19 protein-coding genes and 1 pseudogene are annotated in these 22,645 nt (G+C 39.0%); 13 read left to right on the forward strand and 7 right to left on the reverse strand.

Annotation, left to right across the window (positions count from 1 at the left end; translation table 11 throughout):
• Nucleotides 1–49 precede the first annotated feature (49 nt).
• Nucleotides 50–1,854: pseudogene (locus EXE30_RS07410) on the forward strand (ABC transporter ATP-binding protein).
• Between the two features lie 83 nt (nucleotides 1,855–1,937).
• Here the strand turns inward: EXE30_RS07410 and EXE30_RS07415 are convergent.
• Both EXE30_RS07415 and EXE30_RS07420 read right to left on the reverse strand, forming a co-directional pair.
• Nucleotides 1,938–2,633, reverse strand: a complete 696-nt coding sequence (locus EXE30_RS07415) for a YidX family protein (protein WP_130161856.1) — start codon at nucleotides 2,631–2,633, stop codon at nucleotides 1,938–1,940.
• Between the two features lie 10 nt (nucleotides 2,634–2,643).
• Complete coding sequence (locus tag EXE30_RS07420; RefSeq protein WP_130161857.1) at nucleotides 2,644–3,006, reverse strand: MerR family transcriptional regulator; 363 nt, start codon at nucleotides 3,004–3,006, stop codon at nucleotides 2,644–2,646.
• 74 nt (nucleotides 3,007–3,080) lie between these two features.
• On the opposite strand from EXE30_RS07420, the gene EXE30_RS07425 reads away from it, so the two are divergent.
• The 3 genes from EXE30_RS07425 to EXE30_RS07435 all read left to right on the forward strand — a co-directional run bounded on the left by EXE30_RS07425 (nucleotide 3,081) and on the right by EXE30_RS07435 (nucleotide 6,169).
• Nucleotides 3,081–3,719, forward strand: coding sequence for an RBBP9/YdeN family alpha/beta hydrolase (locus EXE30_RS07425; RefSeq protein ID WP_130161858.1), 639 nt, complete (start codon nucleotides 3,081–3,083; stop codon nucleotides 3,717–3,719).
• 173 nt (nucleotides 3,720–3,892) lie between these two features.
• Nucleotides 3,893–4,405: a hypothetical protein gene (locus EXE30_RS07430; protein ID WP_130161859.1), complete on the forward strand. Its 513-nt coding sequence runs from the start codon at nucleotides 3,893–3,895 to the stop codon at nucleotides 4,403–4,405.
• A 315-nt stretch (nucleotides 4,406–4,720) separates the two neighbouring features.
• Nucleotides 4,721–6,169, forward strand: a complete 1,449-nt coding sequence (locus EXE30_RS07435) for a hypothetical protein (RefSeq protein ID WP_130161860.1) — start codon at nucleotides 4,721–4,723, stop codon at nucleotides 6,167–6,169.
• Nucleotides 6,170–6,216: 47 nt separating this feature from the next.
• Here EXE30_RS07435 and fadA read toward each other — a convergent pair whose 3' ends face one another.
• Nucleotides 6,217–7,389 (reverse strand): acetyl-CoA C-acyltransferase FadA, encoded by a 1,173-nt coding sequence (gene fadA, locus EXE30_RS07440; protein WP_130161861.1) that lies wholly within the window; start codon nucleotides 7,387–7,389, stop codon nucleotides 6,217–6,219.
• A 12-nt stretch (nucleotides 7,390–7,401) separates the two neighbouring features.
• Entirely contained in the window at nucleotides 7,402–9,555 is a 2,154-nt protein-coding gene (fadB, locus tag EXE30_RS07445) for a fatty acid oxidation complex subunit alpha FadB (protein WP_004668298.1), read from the reverse strand.
• 422 nt (nucleotides 9,556–9,977) lie between these two features.
• Between fadB and EXE30_RS07450 the strand changes: the two genes are divergently transcribed.
• The 6 genes from EXE30_RS07450 to pgsA all read left to right on the forward strand — a co-directional run bounded on the left by EXE30_RS07450 (nucleotide 9,978) and on the right by pgsA (nucleotide 16,831).
• Nucleotides 9,978–10,946: a hypothetical protein gene (locus EXE30_RS07450; RefSeq protein WP_130161862.1), complete on the forward strand. Its 969-nt coding sequence runs from the start codon at nucleotides 9,978–9,980 to the stop codon at nucleotides 10,944–10,946.
• 359 nt (nucleotides 10,947–11,305) lie between these two features.
• Nucleotides 11,306–12,220 (forward strand): lipid A hydroxylase LpxO, encoded by a 915-nt coding sequence (gene lpxO / locus EXE30_RS07455; RefSeq protein WP_130161863.1) that lies wholly within the window; start codon nucleotides 11,306–11,308, stop codon nucleotides 12,218–12,220.
• A gap of 185 nt (nucleotides 12,221–12,405) precedes the next feature.
• Nucleotides 12,406–13,269: a hypothetical protein gene (locus tag EXE30_RS07460; RefSeq protein WP_130161864.1), complete on the forward strand. Its 864-nt coding sequence runs from the start codon at nucleotides 12,406–12,408 to the stop codon at nucleotides 13,267–13,269.
• A 96-nt stretch (nucleotides 13,270–13,365) separates the two neighbouring features.
• Complete coding sequence (gene uvrC, locus EXE30_RS07465) at nucleotides 13,366–15,165, forward strand: excinuclease ABC subunit UvrC (RefSeq protein WP_130161865.1); 1,800 nt, start codon at nucleotides 13,366–13,368, stop codon at nucleotides 15,163–15,165.
• 178 nt (nucleotides 15,166–15,343) lie between these two features.
• Nucleotides 15,344–16,141, forward strand: a complete 798-nt coding sequence (locus EXE30_RS07470) for a thioesterase family protein (RefSeq protein ID WP_130161866.1) — start codon at nucleotides 15,344–15,346, stop codon at nucleotides 16,139–16,141.
• 105 nt (nucleotides 16,142–16,246) lie between these two features.
• A complete protein-coding gene (gene pgsA, locus EXE30_RS07475) occupies nucleotides 16,247–16,831 on the forward strand; it encodes a CDP-diacylglycerol--glycerol-3-phosphate 3-phosphatidyltransferase (protein ID WP_121929842.1) in 585 nt (194 codons plus the stop codon).
• Between the two features lie 235 nt (nucleotides 16,832–17,066).
• On the opposite strand, the gene EXE30_RS07480 is transcribed toward pgsA, so the two are convergent.
• Nucleotides 17,067–17,834 (reverse strand): IclR family transcriptional regulator, encoded by a 768-nt coding sequence (locus EXE30_RS07480; protein ID WP_130161867.1) that lies wholly within the window; start codon nucleotides 17,832–17,834, stop codon nucleotides 17,067–17,069.
• A 433-nt stretch (nucleotides 17,835–18,267) separates the two neighbouring features.
• Here EXE30_RS07480 and EXE30_RS07485 point away from each other — a divergent pair, with 433 nt between their 5' ends.
• From EXE30_RS07485 to EXE30_RS07495, 3 genes are all read left to right on the forward strand, one after another.
• Nucleotides 18,268–20,361, forward strand: coding sequence for an FUSC family protein (locus EXE30_RS07485; RefSeq protein ID WP_130161868.1), 2,094 nt, complete (start codon nucleotides 18,268–18,270; stop codon nucleotides 20,359–20,361).
• Complete coding sequence (locus EXE30_RS07490; RefSeq protein WP_130161869.1) at nucleotides 20,354–20,560, forward strand: DUF1656 domain-containing protein; 207 nt, start codon at nucleotides 20,354–20,356, stop codon at nucleotides 20,558–20,560. Before EXE30_RS07485 ends, EXE30_RS07490 begins: the two co-directional genes overlap by 8 nt.
• A gap of 67 nt (nucleotides 20,561–20,627) precedes the next feature.
• Nucleotides 20,628–21,629 (forward strand): HlyD family secretion protein, encoded by a 1,002-nt coding sequence (locus EXE30_RS07495; RefSeq protein WP_130161870.1) that lies wholly within the window; start codon nucleotides 20,628–20,630, stop codon nucleotides 21,627–21,629.
• Nucleotide 21,630: 1 nt separating this feature from the next.
• Here EXE30_RS07495 and ruvX read toward each other — a convergent pair whose 3' ends face one another.
• The gene (gene ruvX / locus EXE30_RS07500) at nucleotides 21,631–22,074 is read right to left on the reverse strand and encodes a Holliday junction resolvase RuvX (protein ID WP_130161871.1); all 444 of its coding nucleotides are present in this window, start codon (nucleotides 22,072–22,074) and stop codon (nucleotides 21,631–21,633) included.
• Nucleotides 22,067–22,621 carry a YqgE/AlgH family protein gene (locus EXE30_RS07505; protein ID WP_004668352.1) on the reverse strand — a complete coding sequence of 185 codons (555 nt, stop codon included), beginning with the start codon at nucleotides 22,619–22,621 and terminating at the stop codon, nucleotides 22,067–22,069. The genes ruvX and EXE30_RS07505 overlap by 8 nt, the downstream gene beginning before the upstream one ends.
• Nucleotides 22,622–22,645: the final 24 nt, after the last annotated feature.

Below are 22,645 nucleotides of genomic sequence, written 5' to 3' on the forward strand. Positions count from 1 at the left end.
TTGTAAGATGGAATATCTCACAAGCATTTTGGGAAAAAATTTTTAAAATATGAATCTATGGCAGCTTTTTTATAGAGTAAAACCCTTTGTCGCACCGTATAAATTACTGGTGATTGTGACATTGGTTCTAACTTTAATCGGTGCACTGACGGCTCAGGTTAATGCTTTAACACTTCAATATGCTGTCGATCAGATCAATCGTTTGGTTGAGGCGGGTGGGGGGTTAGCTGAAGGCTTACATATTTTAGTGACGATTAGTGTGATTTTGCTGAGTAAGGAAGTCCTCAGTACCTTGATTCAGTTTGGTCAGAAGTTATTTGGTGAACGTCTTCGAATTATGGTTTCCCAAGATGTCGCACAGGCCATTATTGAGAAGTTTCTCACCTATCGTTTAGCATTTTTTACGCAAGATGACAATCAGGCAGGCAAATTACAAACCCGTATTGACCGAGGAATTGGCTCGATTACCCGTTTGATTCAAATCTTCTTTATCGATATTTTACCACTGTTTAGTAGTGCGATTTTGGCATTGGGCTTGATGTTCTACGCCAACTTTTGGATTGGATTGGTTGCGCTTTGTATCGTGCCGATTTACTTTTGGCTGACATTTAAGCAAGCAAAAAAATTAGGCGGGTTAGACGAAGTTTACGTGATGGGCGCGAGCGTAAGAGTCAGGGCATTTTGAGTATTATCAATTCCATCACGGTGATCAAATCATTCAATCGGGAAAAAGTTGAAGCTGAAAAACAGCTTATCTTACAAAAGCAACTAACTGATAATCAGATGTATACCCGTCAAATTAGCTTTGTTTTTGATGGTTTGAAAACCTTTACAGAACAGATTGGTATTGTTTTTATTATCATCTTAACGGCTTATTTTGTCTTGGTTGGAGACATGAGTATCGGGATGATCATGTTCCATATTTTGTTATTCAACAATGTCTCTGCTCCAATTCGTTCACTCCACCGCATTTATGATGAGGTGAATGATGCCATGATTTATGCGGAAAGTTTTTTTCAGATTCTTCAAGCAGATGATGAGATTGAGGATTCGGGGCAGCAAAAGCCAGCGCATCTGAGAGGAAAGTTTGAGTTAAAGCAGGTCGATTTTTATTATCCCAATGGTCATCATGCCCTGAAAAATATCAATATGGTTATTCAACCCAATAAAATTACGGCCTTGGTCGGACTATCCGGCGCAGGTAAATCGACCCTGATTAGTTTGCTAGATAAGTTTTACTTACCGCAATCTGGGCAGATTCTCATGGATGGGATTGATCTAAATCAGATGGATACCCAATATTTACGTGATCATATTGGTTTGGTATTACAGAAAAACCATATTTTCCAAGGTACCATCCAAGACAATATTTGCTATGGAAAAATGGATGCAACTGAAGAAGAGATTATCCGAGCAGCAAAAAAAGCCTCTATCCACGAACAAATTTTGAAACTACCAAAAGGCTATCAATCAGATGCCTTACAGTTGTCGGGCGGTCAACAACAACGAATCGCAATCGCTCGGATGTTTCTGAAAAATCCACCGATTATCTTTTTAGATGAACCGACAGCAAGTTTGGATGCTATTGCAACTGAACAAATCAAACATAGTCTAGATGAAATTAAACAGGGGCGAACGGTGATCATTATTTCTCATAGTTTGTCACAGATCATCGATGCGGATTATACCTATGTGATGCAGGATGGTGCGATCGTTGAGCACGGTGAGCATTATCAACTTTATCAGCAGCAAGGTGTTTATAAGGATATTTTTGATGCGATGGCGAAAAGTCTAAATATCGATAAAATCGCCAAAACCTTTGATAATGAAGGTGAAGAAGAGACACATAGTTGATGGAAAAATGATTCTAGGGTCAATACGAAGACAAGGTCTTTGAAGCAAGTGATTGCTTTGAGTCAAAGACCGCTAACTTAAGCTTAATCAAAAATCTTTTCGGCAGCTTGGAACGGTAAGCTCACCACATCAATTGCTACTGCGAAAGGTAGTAATACTAACTTTTCAAAAGGATTGAGACTTGATCTTGATTTATAGCTTTCTTGTTGATTGGTATAGATTGTAACTTGATAAGGTTTGCTTAATGCTTTCAATGAAGTCAGATTATTTGCGACAGGGTAGACTACACCAGCAAGTTTTATATCAAAACAAAAACGTTGTGCTTGCATACGTGTATCACTTGAAGACGAACATTCCTTTGCACCATTTTCAATAAAAAATTCTAAGTCTCTTTTGCTTAAGTCCTCTTTGAGTTTGACATAAGAAATGGGCAATGTTCCTGAAAAATGACCATCATTTTTTTCAGAAAAGAAATTTAAATCACGTGTGATTTGTATATTTTTGGGATCAAGCTTGTTGATGATGGTCACAAACTGAGCGCCGCCTTGGGTCAGGATGTAACTATTCTTTTGACCTGCAATGACGATGCTATCGCGTGGTAAATTGGCTGTTGTTTGTGCCGGTCGCCCAAAAGCGACCACATTGTCTTCAACTAAAGTAACCTTTGCCGTCCGAGTATACGTTTTACTGTCTTTGGTGATGAGGGTTTTGGTGGCACAGCCTGAGATAACCATGCTTGATAAAGCAATTGATAATGTCGTTTTTATTATGTGATTCATATCTATGGTCCTAAATGGTTGATTCAACTGTACCATGTTCTAAAAATGATTTTAATAGTTCATGTGATCGTTGTAGTTTAGTTAATTGCTCATTTACGTATTTAAGTTCATTTTCTAGTTTTGTCTGCACAATAGGGCATAAACTAAATCGATAATAATCCAAATCGAAACAGGGTAATAAATTTTGAATATCTTTCAAATTCATCCCTGCATCATTCAATATTTTAATCTTATAAATATCTTCAATATCTTTTTGACTGTAATCGCGATAATTATTTGTATTTCGTTTGGGGTGAACTAGCCCTACGTCCTCATAGTAACGCAACATACGAGGACTAACCTGCGTTAATTTGGCAACTTTTGCAAGATTCATAGAATATCACTTGACCTTAACATCGCTGTCATAGTTTAGCATGGCTATAAGTAGATTTTACTGAGAGTATATTGATGAAAAAATTGGCTTATTCTTTAGGATTGTTTTTCACTTCTTTTTTTGGATATGCTGCGCCTCCACAAGAGACGACGATACATCGTCAGATTTTTATTGTGCATGGTTATGGTGCTACAGCACATGATCATTGGTTTGAATCACTACAGAGGCAGATGCAGGATTCACATACTCAGGTAACCATTTTACAGCTACCCTATCCGATGCAGCCAGATGTTGAGGCTTGGCAGCATGTTTTAGAACAAAATATTAAAATGATTGATGAACAGACGTATTTTGTAGCCCATAGTTTAGGTGGTGTCACATTATTAAATTTTTTATCAAAGCGGAATCCTCCCAAGATTGGGGGAGTTATTCTTGTTGCTGGGTTTACTGAAACTTTACCCGTGTTACCCCAACTCGACTCATATATTCTAAAAAGTCAAAATATGCATATAAATTTGAAGAATTCCCCAAATAAACACCTTTTTATTTCAGAAAATGATGAGTATGTCCCACCTGAATTGAGTATTAAGCTCGCAAAACAACTTGATATACCATTTACTCTTATTCCTAAAGCGGGGCATTTTTTGGCAGAGGATGGTTATACTGACTTTCCTCAGTTGGTTCGGTATTTGAAAGAAATACTCAGAAAATAGAATGACTTGATACTCATAATTCATTTGATCTTTTGTTCAATATTTTATTGATATTTACCGTTTATCTGAGCCTTACTGAATCAAGCCCGACTTTGTTGTAGCCTATGAATAGAAGCTTTTATTTAATACATCATCTTTTCGTATGGTGACTGATTTTTGGAGCGAGTCGCATCATGAACTTTCTAAAACGATCAGCGTTTATCGCCGTGTTAGCTGTTATTGGTTTACCAACGGTTCAGGCAGAAGAGGTCGTCACATTGCCAACGATTCGTATTATGGCTGAGTCTGAGTTGCGTGAAGAAGTCGGCTTTATTCCGTTTCAAGAAGATGAAAAAGTACGTGAAGCTCTACAACATCAAATCTATAAAGCTCATAGTGATATGCAGAATGCTGGGGTGAAAGAGGGTGTAACGACAGTCAATTATCAACAAAAAATGGAAGAACCTGATTCGTCGCAACTTTCACCGTTATTAGAGCAACATATTTTAGCTGTTGCTCAGGGTCTACAATCATCTGATCCGACCAGTGGGTTGTTTAAAATGTTAGAACCTTTGAATATTGATCGAAATAATATAATCGGTATTCGTGATGGGTCGATTAAGATCAATATGGATGATATTTTGAAATTGCAGCAACAGATTCAAGATGGGCTCAACGGCCCTAAAAATCAATTTTTCATGCCCTAAAATTTGAACTTAACTCTAAAAAAGAAACCCCGCAGTGGATCTAATCCCAATTAGAATTTCTTTCATAAGTCTTACTTATTTAAAAGGGGGGAATTGTTTTTATCTGAGACAGTTCATTTAACTAAAGTAAGAATACCTAACAATTCAAATTGTATCCTCATTCAATAGACATAGAAAATTCATAGAGATCCTCATTGAGAAGTATTAAAATAATGGGATTTCTTATCGTATAAATCTTAGAGGTACCAGATCTACTTTAGTTCAGCTTCTAAATCTTCAGTCGATAGGTCAAGATAATTTTGGATAGATAATAGAATGAAAGTCGCTTTTTTTATAATGGTTGTAGTAGGTTTTTGGTCTAGCATAAATAATTGTTATGCACAAAATATGCAAGAGAAAAAATATTTAGAGATGACTGAAGGTTTAATTAAGAATTTAAATGATAACTGCCCTGATGTTAAAGAGCTGTATCAATTTTGGCAGATTAAATCTATGCAAAATGAGGTTGTTGAAACTAAAAAAATCCCAGTTGTTATAAGTTTTGATAATTGGCAACAAGATGTAAAGTTATATCCATATTTGGATATTAAAAATATCTGTTATAGAACTATTTTAGATAATGAAATTCAACTTACAAATTATGAAGTAAATAGGAGGAAGATAGTAAAAGAGTATAATGAATTTTACTCATATTCATCTCTTATTTTTTTAAAAATGGTGAGATCACTCTACGATAAAGATGACACTCAATCAGTTATTTTAAATAACATTGATGAGTTGAATGGTAATTTAAAGCAACATCTTAAAATTGATCCAAATATTTTGGCAAGTGCTATTGCTGGTATAATAAAGCAGTATAGTGCTTTAAACATAAATTTAGACTACTCGATGTCTACGAATAAGAAAATATTAGAATATCGGAATGCCGTCTTACCTATTTTTCAAGAAATACAAGAAATACAGTCGAAATTAAGCATTGCTTCAGGTCAACTCATACATCATATAATACCTATTGGCTTAGAGAAACCTATTTATGACGATAAATTATTCCATTTAATAAAGGCAATAAAAAATGAAGATACAGAATTCTTATCTAAGAATATCCAAGTTTATGAAAATATTTTTGAGCAGTATCCAAATCTTTCAGATGAATATAATAAAAATTATCATGTCGATTATGGTTTTGATGAAATTATTGATCAATCGCATTGGGCAATGCCGATGGCTTTTGCTTACTTGCAATTAGAAAATTTACCGAAAGTGCAATATTGGATTGAAGAGTCTGAGATTATCAATGATGAGATTAATTTCTTAAATTCATGTGATAGCCAACAATTAACTATAAACAATAAGTTAGATAAATTTTTGAAATCTGATGCAAAATGGTATATTCAAAGAGTTGATCAAAAACGAAAGAAGTGTATAGAGTTAAAACAAAAATCTGATATTTTAAAAAAATTTGATAATTACTCAGAAATCTTAGAACGTTTAGAAAATAATTGTTCTTATTTTAATATATACTATTATACGAAAACATTACAAAATAGTAAGAATAATTATATAAGAGACTATGATTTCTACCAGATGATTGTTCCAGATAGTTTTTTAAATGGAATCACATTCAAGGATTGGAGTAAAGAGTGTAAGCAAATAGTTCTTCGAAATAATAAAGAGCTCTTAGAGTTTTATACTAAAAATATGCCATCAGACTCGTTCTTCTTTGAAGAGGCAAAAGAGCACTTACAGAACTCTATATATCATTAAACAAAAAATCCCCGCACTGAGCGGGGATTTTTTTATCTCAGTGTCGATTAAACACGTTCGATAATAGTCGCGATACCTTGACCAAGACCGATACACATGGTCGCAAGACCGATTTGTGTATCTTGTTGTTCCATCACGTTCAACAATGTTGTTGTGATACGTGCACCTGAACAGCCCAATGGATGACCCAATGCAATCGCACCACCATTCAAGTTGATGATGTCTTGTTTGTCATAAACGCCTAAGCCTTTCATGACTGATAAGCCTTGAGCAGCAAATGCTTCGTTTAATTCGATGGTTTGAATATCAGCCATCGTTAAACCAGCGCGCTTAAGTGCTTTTTGAGTTGCTGGAACTGGACCGTAACCCATAATCGCAGCATCACAACCCGCAATCGCCATAGAGCGAATCACGGCACGTGGTTTTAAACCAAAAGCTTGCGCACGTTCAGCAGACATCAGCAACATTGCAGAAGCACCGTCAGAAAGTGCAGAAGACGTTGCTGCTGTTACTGAACCACCTTTAGGATCAAAAACTGGTTTCAATGCTTTAAACGCTTCAAGGTTTGCATCAGCACGAATCACTTCGTCGATGTCGCAAAGGATTTTGAAGCCATTGGCATCATGACCTTCAACACCAACGATTTCGTTTTTGAAACGACCTTCTTGTGTTGCAGCCCAAGCGCGACGGTGAGATTCAACACCAAACGCATCTTGTTCTTCACGGCTAATGCCATTCATACGGCCTAACATTTCAGCCGTTAAGCCCATCATGTTAGATGCTTTCGCATAGTGTTTAGACGCTTCTGGGTTCAGGTCGATGCCGTGCATCATACCAACATGCCCCATGTGCTCTACACCACCGATGATGAACACGTCACCTTGGTTGGTTGCAATCTGTGCAGCAGCCGTGTGGATTGCTTGCATAGAAGAACCACAAAGACGGTTGACGGTTTGACCGCCAGCAGTTTTAGGGATGTCAGCCAATAAACCAATATTACGAGCAATGTTCATACCTTGCTCTAAAGTTTGGTTGACACAACCCCAAATGATGTCTTCAACTTCGTTTGTATCGAACTGGTTACGAGCAACCAGTGCACGTACTAATTCAGCAGATAAACTGTCGGCACGTACATTGCGGAACATACCGTTACGCGATTTGCCCATGGCAGAACGAACGCCATCAACAATCACAACGTCACGTGGATTTAAAGTAGCCATTCACGTCGCTCCTTAACCGTAGAATTTTGTGTTGTTAGCAGCCATGTCACGCAACATCTGTGGCGCTTCATAAGCCTTACCTAAGTGTGCATACTTGTCGCAAAGTGCAACATATTCAGCAACACCTGTTTGGTCGATGTAACGACATGGACCACCACGGAATGGAGGGAAACCTACACCCATAATCATTGCCATATCTGCTTCAGCAGCCGTTGCAACGATGTTGTCTTCTAAGCAACGAACAGTTTCGTTACAGAAAGCAAGCATCATGCGGTCAATGATTTCTTGGTTGTCAAACTCGCGTTTTTCACCCGTCACGAAAGGTGCAATGATTTCGTAAGCTGTTGGATCAACAGTTTTCGCTTTCTTACCTTTCTTGTCTAACACGTATTTGTAGAAACCAACGTCATTCTTTTGACCAAGACGTTTTGCTTCGTACATCGCTTCGATAGAACCTTTGTAGTCAGGCTTCATACGGTCAGGGAAACCTTCAGCCATGACTTCAGCGCCATGAACACCCGTATCGATACCAACAACGTCGATCAAGTATGCAGGACCCATAGGCCAGCCAAACTTCGCCATCACATTGTCGACTTGTTGGAAATCCGCACCGTCTTTAACAAGCAGGTCAAATGCACCAAAGTAAGGGAACAATACACGGTTTACCAAGAAGCCTGGGCAGTCGTTCACAACGATTGGTGTTTTACCCATTTTCTGAGCAAGAACAACAGTGGTTGCAATCGCTTCGTCAGAAGTCTTTTCACCACGAATGACTTCGACCAGTGGCATCATATGTACTGGGTTGAAGAAGTGCATACCAACGAAGTTTTCAGGACGTTGTAATGCTTTTGCTAAACGTGTAATTGAAATTGTAGAAGTGTTTGATGCAATGATCGTGTTTTCACGAACATTTTTCTCAGTTTCCACCAATACCATTTCTTTTACTTTTGGATTTTCAGTCACCGCTTCAATCACGATATCCACTTCTTTAAACTCATCGTAGCTTAAAGTTGGGCGGATGCGAGCAAGTGTTTCACCCATTTGTGCAGCTTTCATTTTCTTGCGTTCAACTTGCTTGGTCAGTAAGCCATTCGCTTCTTTCATACCAAGTGCAAGTTGTGGGTTACCAATGTCTTTCATGATGATTGGTGTGCCTTTGCTCGCCGCTTGGTAAGCAATACCACCACCCATGATACCAGCACCTAGAACAGCTGCTTGGTTTACGGGGTGAGCACCTTTCTCATATTTTTTCGCAGTTTTCTTCACAACTTGATCGTTGATGAATAAACCGATCAATGCACCTGCTTGTGGTGTGATCGCTGCTTTAGCGAAACCTTGTGCTTCTGCTTTTAATGCATCATCACGTGTTAAGGTTGCACCTGCTTGTAATGAATCTAGTAACAGTTTAGGCGCTGGGTATTGTGCAGGGTTTGCTTTCGCAAGTACCGCACCTTTCGCTGTATTGAACGCCATCATTTGTTCAAGTGGGTTCAATTTAATCGCGTCTAATTTTTCTTGACGTTTTGTTTTCCAGTCCAAACGACCTGCAATTGCTTGTTTAACCAAGTCAACGGCAGCTTCTTGTAGTTTGTCAGCAGCAACAACCGCATCTACAGCACCATCTTTAAGTGCAGCAGCAGGTTTCTTCGGATTCGCCATTGCCATCCATTCAACGGCATTGTCGATACCGATTAAACGGCTTAAACGTACGCTACCACCAAAACCAGGATAGATACCCAATTTGATTTCTGGTAAGCCGACTTGTGCTTGTTCAGACATGACACGGTAGTCACAGACTAAGCACATTTCAAAACCACCACCTAATGCCATGCCATTAATAGCAACAACTTTAGGGATGTCTAAATCTTCAAAGCTATTGAAGATTTCGTGTACAGGCATAAGCCAATCAACAATAGCTTGTTCACCTGCGGCGAAGTTGTCGCCAAATTCAGTGATATCTGCACCAACAATAAACGTTGATTTTCCAGAAGTTACAACTAAGCCTTTAATATCGTTATTGGCTTTAACCGCAGCAATCGCTGCTTGGAAGTCTTCAATGGTTGCACGGTTAAATTTATTAACCGACTCACCTTGTAAGTCAAAGCGGAATTCTGCAATTCCGTCCGCAAGCATTTGGACGGTAATGGCATTGCCAGCGTGGATCATGCCTGATCTCCCTTGTTGTGGAGGATTCTGAGTTGATGTCATAAAGCATGTATGCGGTTAGGCACACAAAAAAGCTTCGCTAATCTTACGATAACTATATCTAAAAAGGACATAACAAGTTGTATCAAGGCGTGACGCAGTGGTCATCAATTTTTTAAGGAATAGGTCAATTTTGAAAACCTCTCTAAAAAGATAGGGGGGGAGGTTATTTTATTCATGTAAAACGACACATTTAAAAGATGATGATATTTAAAAAAGACGGTGTGTAGAAAAACAAAAAGTAGTGTTGGTATTATTAAGTTTTTTTGAATAAATGATAAAAAAAGAATGGTTTTTTTACAAATTGTTGGACAGAAAGTATTGTCTGTTTCTGTATGGTTGGTTAAAATTTGTGTTATAAAAATGTTCTAGAAAGTAATATTATGTTAAAAAATAAATTTGTTGTTCTGGCAATGCTTCCATTAATGCTGAGTGCGTGTGGAGGTGGTGGTGATAGTTCAGGTAATAATAGTTCAACAGGTGGAAGCACGACTGCACCTATTCAAGAGAAAGTTACTGTCGATCTATATAACGTAGATCAAGAAACATTATTGGCAAGAAAATATTCGTATGTTGATAATGTGATTAAAGGAACAACTTACTATACTCCTTTAAGTGAAAATGAATTCTTATTGACAGGAGATCAACTTTTTACCGATACTTGGGTTTACTCAGATACCAAGGCCATTAATGCTTTAAAATTCTATTTCAGTGATGCTCCTAAAACTGGTTATTACCATACTTATAAAAAAATAGATATTTCTGGGGAAAATGTATTTGATCGTTTTTACCCAGATTACAAAGTTATTTTTGATAAATTTGAAGTATCTCCTGAATTAGAAAATACAAGAATGGGACAAGCATACAATAGAAGTACACCTTTGTATTTTCCACAAAATTCATTTTGTTATCAAATTCAAGAAGAGATAGTTGGAAAACCTTATATTACATTCTCAAAAGAAGATATGACTGGTGAAGACTATGCTGAGGTTTTTTCTGGCGTAGAAAATAATTTTAAGAATGCAGTTAAAGAAATGGGAAATACGTATAAGGTTAACACGGGTAAGTGGAAAGGTCATTCGTGGCGTTATTATCGTGAATATGACTCTTATGGATTAGTCTTTGATATTGTAGTCATTAATTATAATGGGCAGCTTGTTTTTGGAAGAATGCATAATTTTGAGGGTTACTTACAAAAGGACTTAATTAATCAACATACTCAACGCTTAAATGCTATGGAACCTAATGCGTTTGTATATGGTTATTACGTTCAAAAAGCTGTTATAGCAAATTTAACAAAAGGTTGTGCGTGGTTTAATGATATTGCTGCAGAAACAATTAAAAAGCTTTAGTATTTGATAGGCTTTTTTAGATTTTTAAATATTATTCCTAATTGCTGATGTAGCTCACTACATCAGCAATTTTTTTATACTTAGCTTTATCTTTTCTAAGTCGTTTAGGCGGTATATAAAACCTTCTTCAACTATCTCGTATCAAAATTTATCCTGAGAGTGGTATTGATAATACTTTGATTGACAGAATAGGGACCTCATTAAGAAAATATTCAAAATAGCATTGATCTTAATTTAAGCTGTTGATATTTATATTTATTTTTTGTTTGAAATGGAGAGGGTGAATTAAATAAAAAAGTATAGAAATTATAGGTGATAGTGTTAAAATTTGCCAATTAGTTTTTTTTGTGTCGATTTCAATGATTAAGTGGATCATATTAGCGATTTTTATCATTTCGGCGTTCTATGTTCATCGCCGTGGTAAAGTTAGACACTCGTTTTATCGTCAATTTTTTGACCATTCAACGCTATTCGCACCCGTTAACTATTTGATGTACATGTTTTCCAGTGTGCCGAATCAACCCTATATCGATACACAGCATTTCAAGGACTTAAAAGTTCTGGATGAAAATTGGGAAATGATCCGTGATGAAGCGCAAGCGCTTTATGATAAAGGCGGTATTAAAGCATCAAGTACATATGATGACTTGGGTTTTAACTCTTTCTTTAAAACGGGGTGGAAGCGTTTCTATTTGAAATGGTATGACTCTGCACATCCATCAGCATCAGAATTTTGTCCAAAAACCACGGCTTTGTTAAAAACACTCCCAAGTATCAAAGCTGCAATGTTTACTGAACTTGCACCTGATAGCCGTTTGGTCCGCCATCGTGATCCTTATGCTGGTTCATTGCGTTACCATTTAGGTTTGATTACACCGAACGATGATCGTTGTTTCATTGATGTCGATGGTGAACGTTATTCTTGGCGTGATGGTGAGAGTGTGGTGTTTGATGAAACCTATATTCACTATGCTGAAAATAAAACCGATCAAAACCGTATTATCTTTTTCGCTGATGTTGAGCGCCCATTAAAAACGCGCTTCATGGAAAAATTTAATCATTGGTTTGGTAAAAGTGTGATGACTGCAGCGAGTTCACCTAACGAAGTGGGTGATCAGACTGGCGGCCTAAATAAAGCATTTGGTTATGTTTATCAAATTCGTATTAAAGCCAAGGCATTAAAGAAATCGAATCGTCAACTTTATTACTTTTTGAAATGGTTCATTATGCTTGGCTTGTTCTTCGTTATTTTTGTTCGACCTTATGTATTTTAAGGTGTGCGGTAACCTTTGATTGGCTAACTGTGCTGAGCACATAGGTTTATATTCTGCCCTGAAGTCTTAACGGATTTTCAGGGCTTTTTTTATCGCCATCGGAGCATCATCAGAATCAGTGTCTAGTTGTATCAAATGGTATAAAAGTAGATAATCAATGCGCTTTTGAATGATGAGAATACATAATGAAAAAACAATTATTGATATGTATGAGTGTATTAAGTTTGGTCGCTTGCACAGAAGAAAATGATGATATTTACGGTGGCGTAGATTCTAACAATAAAGGTTTTTATAGCTATGATATTGAGGCATCTAATGCTTCAAATGCATTAACAAAAAAAGTATATCAAGTCGATAAGGATAAAAATCTTTCTTTAACATACTCGGAAACGCCAAAATTACGGACAGAAGCGTTACGTAACTTTTTAACTAAAGATGAGATATCGACCATACTTCCGCCACAAACTACAGCAGGTGCATATCTGATCGGAACAAAAGCAATTTTTAATGATTCGGTTTTAGAATACGAACCTTATAATTTTGGTCAAAAAGCATCTTTTAAACTCACTTATCAATTACAAAAAATTGATTTGTCTGGATTGAATGTGTCCGATTATATTTCTTATTTTATAAAACAAGCGACGGCTTCATCTTTCATTAGTGATGCAACTTTAGATATTTTACAGGCACTGATATTTTCCACTCAAGATAAGTTCCCTTCAGGCGCAATCTGTTGGCAAAAACAAGTTCAACTCAGTACCCAAAATTATATTGAGTTATACCCAACACAAAGCCTTTCCCATGTCAGTACAAACAGTAATATTCTAAATCAAGGAATTTGGCAAAATGCCGCATGGACGGCTTTCCAACCGAGTACTGAGTTTAAGTTAGCGGATACGCGAATTCGTTATCAAGCGAAGGAGCATTGGGGCTTTTTTCACAATGAAAGAGAGGTAAATACTGCGCAGCCGAACAATGTATTGGCGTGTGACTTTTTTAATGAATCGGCATTTAAGCAGGTTGATCGAATTTTGGGTCGAGTATTCTAATCATTACTGAGCAGCACATGGATTTCACCGAGTTAGGCTTGAAATTCGTGTGCGTAGACTACATCATCAAAGTAATTCTGCTCATGAAAATCTATTGTGAACTCTAACGCACGTGAACACATTGAAACCATCCTGACACATATGACCCAATTGCCTGGTGTTTACAAAATGCTCGGCAAAGAGGGTGAGTTATTGTATGTGGGTAAGGCAAAAAATTTAAAAAATCGTGTATCCAGCTATTTTGTTAAAACCATTGAGCACCCTAAAACACAAGCCCTTGTTGCGCGTATTTATGACATTGAAACGCTGATTGTTCGTTCGGAAACAGAAGCTTTATTACTCGAACAAAATCTCATAAAACTACACCGCCCGCCGTATAACATTATGCTGCGGGATGATAAATCTTATGTTTATATCTTTGTCTCCGCAGATAAACCCTATCCGCGTATTGCCAGTGGACGTGGCAAAGGCAAACATCAAATTGGTAAGTTTTTTGGACCTTATCCGAGTGCCTATAGTGCGCGAGATACTTTGCTCACCTTGCAAAAGCTATTTAATGTACGGCAGTGTGAAAACAGCTATTTTGCCCAAAGAAAACGTCCGTGTTTGCAGTATCAAATCAAACGTTGTACTGCGCCTTGCGTGGGTTTGATTAGCCCTGAAGCTTATAAAGAAGATGTTGATAACTCGATTCGTTTTCTACAAGGGGATACAAAAGAGCTGAATCAAGAGTTGATCGGAAAAATGGAGCAAGCGGCTGAAGCACTCGAGTTTGAAAAGGCGGTGTTCTATCGGGATCGTTTAGGCTTATTGCGTGAGGTTCAGGCACAACAGGCAGTTTTTAAAGTTAAAGGTGAAGCCGACATTTTAGCGATTGCCTACCAAGCGGGCGTAACTTGTGTGCAGATCATGTACGTTCGTAACGGAAGAATGCTCGGAGGGAAAAGCTATTTTCCAGATATGTTGGGAGATGATCTCGGACAAATGCTCAGTGATTTTATTGCGAACTTTTATTTTCAGGTGGCTGATGAAGTGCCAACTGAGTTGATTGTGAATATTGAGGTGCCTGATCGCCTCCAACTTGAAGAAGCATTACAGCAAACCTTTAACAAGAAAGTCCACATCAAGCATAAAGTACGTGAAACTCGAGCTGAATGGCAAGAGTTAGCACAAATGAATGTGCAACATGCGATTAAAGGTAAACTCAGTAATCATCTAGAATTGAATGAACGTTTTCATCAACTTGAACAAGTGGTAGGACGTCCAATCGACAGAATTGAATGTTTTGATATTAGTCATACGATGGGGGAAGCCCCGATTGCATCCTGTGTGGTCTTTGATCAAGGCGGTGCGAGAAAGCGGGATTATCGTCAATTTGCGATTCAAGATATTACGGGTGGTGATGACTATGCGGCTATGCGCCAAGCGTTAATCCGTCGCTATAAGAAAAATATATTGCCTGATTTACTCCTCATTGATGGTGGTAAAGGTCAATTGCATATGGCAATGGAGGTGATGCAAGAGTTAGCACTAGATGCTTTTATGATCGGTGTATCTAAAGGTGAGGGGCGTAAAGCAGGCTTGGAAACGCTTCATTTTACTGATGGCACTAAACTGCAGTTGGCAGAGGACCATAAGGCCCTGCATTTGATTCAACAAGTCCGTGATGAAGCCCATCGTTTTGCGATTACCAAGCATCGAGCGAAGCGTGATAAACGGCGCAGTAGTTCAGTGTTGGAAGCGATCCCAGGGCTAGGTCCTAAACGCCGTCGTGATTTACTGACGCATTTTGGTGGGATACAAGGTGTACTGCGGGCATCTGAAAAAGAGCTTATGTTAGTACAAGGTTTAGGTGAGGTGATGGCACGTACCATTTATAAAATCTTACATGAGTAGATTTTTCAGAACGATTGTTAAGAGACAGCGTGTTGAACTGAGTGATCGATTGATCGTGTTATGGTGTCAGCATACTGAATTGACATAATTGTTCTGAAATTCTAGCCAGATCGATCATTCACATTTAGGCTGAAAAGTTGAAAGATAACATTTATTCAGAGCGATCAAGGAAATCAATATGTCACTACTCCCGATTTATCAACAGATCGAACAACAAGAATGGATTGATATTCCATCGGGATGGCTACAAGGTCGCACAGTATTTGGTGGTTTAGTTGCAGGCTTAATGATTCAAAAAGCACTGAGTGTGGTGAATGATGCAGCAAAACAACTCTTAAGTTGTAATGTCACTTTCGTTGGCCCAGTACAACAAGGGCGAGCAAAGCTGAGTGCTGAGATTTTAAGACAAGGAAAATCAGTCACTAGCTTAGAAGTACGGTTATGGCAAGATGATGCAGTACAAAGTATTTTAGTTGCAAGTTTTGGTTCACAGCGTGAGTCTCGGATCCACGTGAGTAATTTGCCTCCAGTTCCTGATTATCCGATGGCTGAACAATTGGAAAAAACCTTCTATCTCGAAGGTTTGATGCCAGAATGCTTACAACAGTTTGAACTTTGTTGGGCAGAGGGAAGCTACCCAATGGCGGGGAGTAAGGTCCCGGATTTTGGAGGTTGGAGTCGTTTTTCACCTGCTTTACATCCAAATCGTGACATGCAGCTTGCAGATTTGTTTGCTTTAATGGATGTTTGGCCGCCAGGCGTATTGCCGATGTTTAAGACCCCAGCACCTGCGAGTTCTTTGACATGGCAGATTACGTATTTAAGTCCAATTGCACATCAGGTTCAGGATTGGTTTAAATATAAGGTCATCACTGAGTTTGCCCATCAAGGGTATTCAACGGAATATGCTTATGTTTGGGATCAACAAAATCAGCTCATTGCCGTGTTAAGACAGACGGTTGCCGTTTTTGCCTAATCGACATTCAACTATATTTCGTATAAAGTTGCTTACAGATGGATACATTCTCGGTACATCCTTTGTGCAATATGCAAATTTGACGCGAACAACATGGCGGTGTTTATGAGTACAGGGCAAATCCTGAACATTCCCAATATCTTAACTTTGGCGCGTATTGCTCTAATACCGGTATTTTTGGTAATCGCTTATTGGCCACCCGCCATTGGAGCTGAACACCACGGGGGAATGCTACGCCATATCGTGCTGACAGCAATATTTGTCGTTGCTGCGCTGACGGATTGGTTTGATGGTTATTTGGCGAGAACTTTAGATCAGAGTTCAGCTTTTGGGCGCTTTCTTGATCCAGTTGCAGATAAGTTGATGGTTGCTGCAGCACTGATTGTATTGGTGCAATGGCAACCTACGATATCTATGGCATTTGCTGCCATCGTAATTATTTCTCGTGAAATAACGGTGTCTGCTTTACGTGAGTGGATGGCTGAACTCGGTGCAAGGACCAATGTTGCGGTTTCGACTGTAGGGAAGTATAAGACTGCTTTTCAAATGATCGCGATTAGTGTGTTTTTGTTGAACTGGAAACCACTTGAAATGTGGGCCTATGCCTTGCTTTATGCAGCGGTTATATTGACATTATGGTCTATGTTTATTTATCTCAAAGCAGCGTGGCCATATTTGAAACAGCCTTAGAATAGGTTTTTATTGATCCGCTTCAAAATTTCTAAGCCTTCCTGATGGAGGGCTTTTTATTGGTCATGTGGAAATCAAGACAAGAAAAAAGCCCATAACATGGATGAGCTTAGTTCTCTGAGGAAACATGCTCTCTTGAGGAGAGGATGCTGAAGAACATAATCATAATATGAGAATTTATTGATTTTTACAACGCTTAGAAATGTAAATGTTTTTTATATTCTCGAATTTAACGTCATTGATTGTCTGCAAGCAATGCAAATTTGAGTTCGATATGAGCAGCATTGTTTTGCAAGATTTCAATCAGTTTTTCAATATTGAGAAAATCAAAACGCTTTTTTGATGCCACTAAAGTGAGGGCGATAGGCGCTTCTTTGTTTGAAAAGCGAATCGGTACTGAAAGACCACAAATCAGTGGATCAATCTCACCTTGCGATAAATAAAAGCCTTGTTTCTTAATCTTTCGCATCTGTTGAACAAATTCATCTAAGTTTTGTGCAAATCCAACTTGAGCAAGTTCTTGGGAGAACTGTTGGTAGTAAGCTTGTATCCGTTGCTTAGTTAAATGAGCAATGACAATTTTAGGTGATGCACCAATATAAACAGGGCGTGGACAACCACGACCAAAGGATAATAACTCTGATTCTTTATAGGTTTCATGATGTAAATCAATGCAATAATCATGATTTAAATAGGTGAGTAAACAGCAGAGTTCGGTCTTCTCTACAATATCCCGCATAAATGGAATACTAATTTGCACTAAGGGGTCGGTACTATGCGAAATGTAGTCTAAAACCGCGATTTTAGACCCTAAAGTGTAATCACCTGAGGTGCCACTAATACGTTTCAACATATCGGTTGCAACCAGCTCTTTAAGGTAGCGATAGGCGGTAGGTTTGGATAGACCAAGCTCATCACAAATGATATCGACATTGATAATTGGGCGTGAAACTGAGAATAAATCCAATACGGTCAGAATCTTACCAAAACTCGAAATTGCCATGTTTGGCGCCTACTCCTTAAAAATAACGTGAAAATCAAACTTTTATTGTTTTATAACAGAAAAGCCTAGGTTCGTGTATGGGCTTTTAAATCTGATCGTGAAGGGTTACTCGTCCCAGTATCACTGTGAGAAGCAAAACCAGATCTATCGAGATTATTTTTATTATAGTTAAAATTATCAAATAGTGATAATTTATATTGACTAATTACCTATATTTTGAAAAAATAAACAACACAATGTCTTATTTGGATAATTGTTTTTAGAATAAATCACCTAAAAACCTCCAAGCATTGTGCATCATTCCCCACCATCAGCTTTACTCATATCACACTGATTTGGATATTTACCCAAGTTAGGTGAGTTCGTCGTCACATTGATTTATGTGGCTGAAACAATATGAGTGAGAAGACTGACTCAGAATTGAGACACGTTCATGCTATTTAAACAGTTGTTGGCTTTTAGACCGAGCCGACTGGACATTATTTTTGCCTGCAAAACCTTTGTGGCAGGCATGCTGGCCCTGTTTATTTCCTTTGAACTCGATTTAATTAATCCAATGTGGTCGATTGGTACGGTTTTGATTATTGCCAATCCATATTCGGGGATGGTGTCATCTAAATGTGTTTATCGTTTAGTTGGGACCGTCGTTGGGGCAATGGTTGCCTTATTGTTAACCCCTCATTTTATCAATACCCCGTGGTTGTTCACCGTTATTTTATCCTTGTGGGTAGGTTTCGCTTTATATGTTTCATTACTGGATCGTACGCCGCGCAGTTATGTATTTATGTTGGCGGGCTATTCAACCGCAATGATCGTGTATAACGCCATTACCTATATTGATACCTACAATATGTTTGATATTGCATTGGCGCGGGTATTAGAAATTTCAATCGGTGTGATTGCATCCGCAGTGGTTTCGGCCACGATTTTGCCTGTTCATGTTGGTGCCATGATTAAGCAGCGTGTCAATAAAACCTTGAGTGATCTAGAAAGTACCTTTAGGAATCTAATGAGTGTTCAAACAAGTTCAGGCGATGATACGCAAATTCTATCTGTGATCACACGTGATGCTTCGGATATTCATGCTTTGGCAGTTCATTTGGCCTATGAAAAAGGCGAATTGAAGGGTATGACCAAACCTTTGCAGGAAATGTTGCATCAGGTTTCATTAGTGGTTGCGAATTTGGTGGCACTGTCCCAGCGGGTGAAACAGCTTGAAAAAATGCAGATGAGCAATCTTGCACCGCACTTAGATCTCATTCTTCAGCATAGCTTAGCATTTTTAAAACAGGATCAGCTGTTAAAACCGAGTGATTTACAGACTTTACCAATTAACTTTGAGCAAGATTTTGTTGAACTGATGGCGATGGCAAGTGCTGAACAGCAAGTGGTGTTGGCTGCATTAAAAATGGACGTTCGTCATTTTATTACCAATATTTTGGCGGTAAAGCTCCTTTGGCAGCAAATCCAGCAAGGGAATAAAGAGATCCCTGTCGAAATTACCGCGATTACGACGAAATATCCAAGTTTACATCGTGATCATGGGATTGCCGTTCGTGGTGGCATCAGTGCTGTGCTGATCACCTTTATCGTGACTGGCGCATGGATTCTGTCAGGGTGGAAAGCTGGATTTATGATGGCGCAAATGGGCGCAGTGACGGCGTGTATTTTGACTGCTTTGGATAATCCTGTCCCTGTTCTACGGATTTTTATTTGGGGCAGTATTGTCTCGGCGGGTTTGGTCTTTTTATACGCCTTTGGTATTTTTCCGCATGCCACACATTTTTGGCAATTGGCATTGGTCCTGTTTCCGATGTTCCTTGTGGCTGTGACCATGATGGCCAATCAAATGCTGATGCCGATTGGTATGGTTCTTGGGATCAATACCATGATGGGTTTGAATCTGCATAACCAATATACGATGGATGCGGTTTCTTATCTGGATAGTTCCTTTGCCATGATCTTGGGTGTTTTGGTGTCGTTAATTGTGATTGATTTGGTTCGTGCCGTTTCACCAGATACCAGTGCCACGCGTATTTTGGCTTTGCATTATCAAGCCATGCGTCAGGCCTTAAGCATGTCTTATGGTAGTGATTTTAAAATCCATTTACGCAGTATGTTGGATCGCGTGGGTATTCTGAATACCAAGTTGGTGCAAAATCCTGAGATTAAAACAGCGATTCAGAATGCATTGATTGAGAGTAGTTCGATTGTTGATTTGGTTCGTCTACAAGAAATTAGTCAAAAGCTGCCGCAGCTCGCCTCACTACAAACTGAAGTCGCAGTATTACAGCAGCAATTAACGCAATATTTCCAAGCCCAAGAGAAACAACCTTCACTGCATCATTTTTCAAACTCAATTGTGCAACAAGTGAATGTCCTTCATCGTATTGCTCAGCAGATTGAAAATACTCAATTACAGCAAAGACTGTTGATTTCGCTGAATAATATTTGTGAAAGCATTGGTCATGTTCAAACAGATCAGATGGATTTGGCAATGTCAGCAGCAGGTGTATCACATGGGTGAAATTAATCTTTACGGCATTTATATCCCGATTCTTTTAGTGCAAGCCATCATCGCTTATCTCTTGTTTAAGCTGCTTAGCCCGTGGATTGACAGATTGGTCATCAAGGGGTGGATCGCACTGCCGAGTATTTTTAATCTGTGTTTTTACTTGGCCGTGTTGTTACTGGTACATGGGCTATTTGTCTGGTTGTGGGTCTAAGAGCTTTTTAATTAAGTGCTCAGTTTGAAATTTATTGATTTAAAAATTAGTGCTAAAGGTGATTAACATGAATGCATTTGAGGTGCGAAAAGTCATACGTCCTGTGGTATTACTGGTTGCGATTGTGGTCGCGGTTTACGCAGTTGTGCATTTGTGGAATTACTATAATGCAGCGCCTTGGACGAGAGATGGTCGCGTACGAGGAGATGTGATTCAGGTTGCATCAGATGTCAATGGTCTGGTCACAGAGGTTCTGGTACAGGATAACCAAACTGTAAAAAAGGGGCAGGTGCTTTTCAAAATTGATGTCGCACGTCAAGCCTTAGATGTTGAGCAAGCAAAATCTGATTTAGCCAAAGCGAAGGCGGGATTAGCACAAGCTCATGCAAATATGGTTGGTGCGAAAGCCAGTTTGATCAAAACAGAAGCCAATATGAAACTGACTGAAAAGAATGCGGCTCGTTATGCCAGTCTCATGGATGGTGCGATCTCAAAGCAGGAGCAGGATCAAGTGTTTGCAAGCCGTGATCAAGCTGTGGCAGAACGCGAGCAACTTGTTGCCACTATTGAACAGTCCAATGCCGCGATTCAACAACAACAAGCATTGATTGAGGTTGCTCAAAGTAGTTTACATTTAGCTCAATTAAATTTACATCGTTCAGAAGTGGTTGCGCCTGCTGAGGGAACTTTATCAAATTTTGATTTGCGTGTTGGGAGTTATGTCAATGTGGGGCAAGCCGTCGCCGCATTAATCGATCGCCATCAGCTTTATGTGGTGGGTTATTTTGAGGAGACTAAACTCAATCGCATTCATGTTGGTGATCAGGCAACAGTTCAACTCATGGGTGATCGTCAGCAGATTAAAGGGCATGTTCAAGGGGTAGCAACGGGAATTGAAGATCGTGAGCGCTCAGGTAGTTCGAATTTACTTGCTAACGTGAACCCAACCTTTAGTTGGGTGCGTTTAGCACAACGTGTACCTGTCAAGATCGTGTTAGATGAGCAACCACAGAATCCGTTAGCTTTTGTGTCTGGACGCACGGCCACGGTTCGAATTATTGAGAAATAGTTTAAGGTGTAATTCCAGCCGGATCACGATACCAACTTTGAATCAGCAACGCAGCCGCAAAACTATCTGCGGATAAGCGCTTGGCGCGACCACGTTCTTGATAAAATTCAAGTTCTTCTCGTGCTTCTCGAGTGGTTAATCGTTCATCGACCATCCATGTTTCAATGTTGGTTTGATGGCGTAAACGTCGTGCAAATTTGCGGGCACGTGCAGAAAGTTCTGACTCACTATCATCCATGTTCAGTGGCAAACCCACTAAAAATAGATTGGGTTGCCATTCTTTGACCAGTTTCAATAACTGATTCCAGTCAGGAATGCCATCTTTCATGATGAATAGAGGGAGGGGATTGGTGCTTTCGATACTCGACTGACCAATCGCAATTCCCATTTTCTGGGTGCCAAAATCAAAAGCCATGATTGATTGCGGACTTTTGTTATCAGGCATGACCAATCTCTGAAGCAAACCATGTACGATCTACCCCAATTTTTTTGTAGGCTGCATCCCAACGATCGTCATAGGGTAAATTAAAAATCAAATCCATATCTGAATCACAAATCAGCCAATCACCTCGAGCCATTTCTTCCTCAAGTTGATTTTTGCTCCAACTTGCATAACCCAATGCGATTTGATAGCGACCAACACCTTCATTGTGTGCAATTGCATCTAAGATATCTTTGCTGGTGGTGATACACACATTTTCACCCACCGCGATAGACGAATGCCAAGTAGGTTGGCCGGTATGTAAAACAAAGCCAGCCTCGGGACGTAATGGTCCACCTTGCAAAACTGCATGGGGTTGTACATTGTCCGCATCAATCTCTAAATCATTGAGTAATTCTTTGATTTGTAGGTCAGAAGGGCGGTTGATAACAATGCCTTGAGCGCCGTCTTCATCATGGCGAGCTACATAAATGACTGTGTTTGCAAAAAAGTCATCTGCCATGTCTGGTGGAGCAATTAGACAACGATGTGTTAAATATTGTTTCGTCACCTAGGTGGTTCTCCATCAAAATAT

Origin of the sequence: Acinetobacter halotolerans (assembly GCF_004208515.1) — a bacterium.
Taxonomy (GTDB): Bacteria; Pseudomonadota; Gammaproteobacteria; order Pseudomonadales; family Moraxellaceae; genus Acinetobacter; species Acinetobacter halotolerans.